Origin of the sequence: Candidatus Symbiopectobacterium sp. (genome assembly GCF_020054415.1) — a bacterium.
GTDB lineage: Bacteria > Pseudomonadota > Gammaproteobacteria > Enterobacterales > Enterobacteriaceae > Symbiopectobacterium.
The window spans coordinates 1-1,324 of sequence record NZ_JAHWCO010000369.1 but is presented as its reverse complement, the minus strand read 5'-3'; the positions used below and the strand labels follow the sequence as shown (position 1 = coordinate 1,324).

Annotated in this window: 1 protein-coding gene and 3 pseudogenes; 1 reads left to right on the top strand and 3 read right to left on the bottom strand. The window is 48.9% G+C overall.

Annotated features, from left to right (window positions below):
* The 3 genes and pseudogenes from QZ506_RS21580 to QZ506_RS10875 form a co-directional block, all read right to left on the bottom strand.
* Positions 1-134 (bottom strand): IS1 family transposase (locus QZ506_RS21580; protein WP_367273005.1); only part of this gene is annotated, 134 nt, incomplete at its 3' end.
* A pseudogene (locus QZ506_RS10880) lies at positions 94-198 on the bottom strand (IS1 family transposase); the annotation flags it as partial. The pseudogene QZ506_RS10880 and the gene QZ506_RS21580, both read right to left, overlap by 41 nt.
* A gap of 60 nt (positions 199-258) precedes the next feature.
* A pseudogene (locus tag QZ506_RS10875) lies at positions 259-771 on the bottom strand (LysR family transcriptional regulator); the annotation flags it as partial.
* Positions 772-853: 82 nt separating this feature from the next.
* Between QZ506_RS10875 and QZ506_RS10870 the strand changes: the two are divergent.
* Positions 854-1,159: pseudogene (locus tag QZ506_RS10870) on the top strand (hypothetical protein); the annotation flags it as partial.
* Positions 1,160-1,324 lie beyond the last annotated feature (165 nt).

Below are 1,324 nucleotides of genomic sequence, written 5' to 3'. Positions count from 1 at the left end.
TGTGCACGCTCAATACGCTGTGTATACAGCTTGCTAACAATGTGTCTTACTTTTGGAAGTTCGTCGTTGTAAGCCCTGTAGCCATCCGTGTTTGCATGACTGACGACGGTAACGCTGATGGCCACTTTTGCCATAACCGTGCTTTTTCACAGGAGATGTCTGTTCACAAAACGGGCATCTTACATAAACTTTAGCCACTGTATTACACATCCAAAACCGGATATGGTACACTGCGATCAACATATTGAATACACGACCTGCCAACGGGTGTGTTTCATGCACCACAGCCACCAATGCTTCATGCAACAGTAGCTGATGCCGTAAATCCGCTGGCAACGAATTATTGCGCATCACGCCGATATCCAGCAACGTGTCTATCTGCTGTTTGGTGTTCAGCTCCAACATTTGCAGATGAACATCCGGGTAGCGTTGCCGAAAATGCAGCAAACTGCGCGAAACCGCACGAATAAAAGGCGCTGAGGAGGTAAAACCAATTCGCAGCTCGCCAATTTCGCCACGTTGCATTCTGCGGCGTGCGCAGACGCTTGCTCCTATTCCCCAGCTTGCTTTGCGGAACGCTTCGCCTGCCGGCGTTAGCCTGACATTGCGGTTGTTGCGTTCAAACAGCGTCGCGCCGATTTGCGCTTCTAATGCCTGAATCTGCTGGCTCAGTGGCGGCTGTGAAATATTGAGCTTCTCTGCTGCCCGGCCAAAATGTAGCTCTTCAGCAACAGCGAGAAAATAGCGTAGATGGCGCAGTTCGATATTGATGGCAATCCTCCTCAAACTGATGGTAAAGATTCACTTACCCTTCTATGATCTACCTCGCGTCATGCACTGTATCGCGTGCAGAATGCCGCATAAATTTACTACTTTCCCCCGTTTCCAAGGAATAGTTTTGAGTACGTCACTTTCTTCAGTATCTGATTCGGTCACCGTGCCAGATGACGATCGACGCGAAGAGCCTTTGGATCGCAAAATCCCCGTCGCGCCAAAATCACCGTATATCACCCGTGGTACACCTGCATTTATTCGCGTTACGCTGGCACTGTTTTCTGCTGGACTTGCGACCTTTGCCTTGCTGTATTGTGTACAACCGATTTTACCCGTGCTGTCACAGGATTTTGGCATTTCTCCTGCCACCAGTAGCCTGTCATTATAGATTGCCACGATGATGCTTGCGTGCATATTCGCATGCGATCGATCATCGATTCGCATCTAAGGTCGATCACGTTTTCGCATCGTATCGATCATCCGGGAACCTAACTTTTTTATCGTTTTAGCGTGTTTCTTCTGCGCTTTCCACTACCGGGCTATTTTTCCT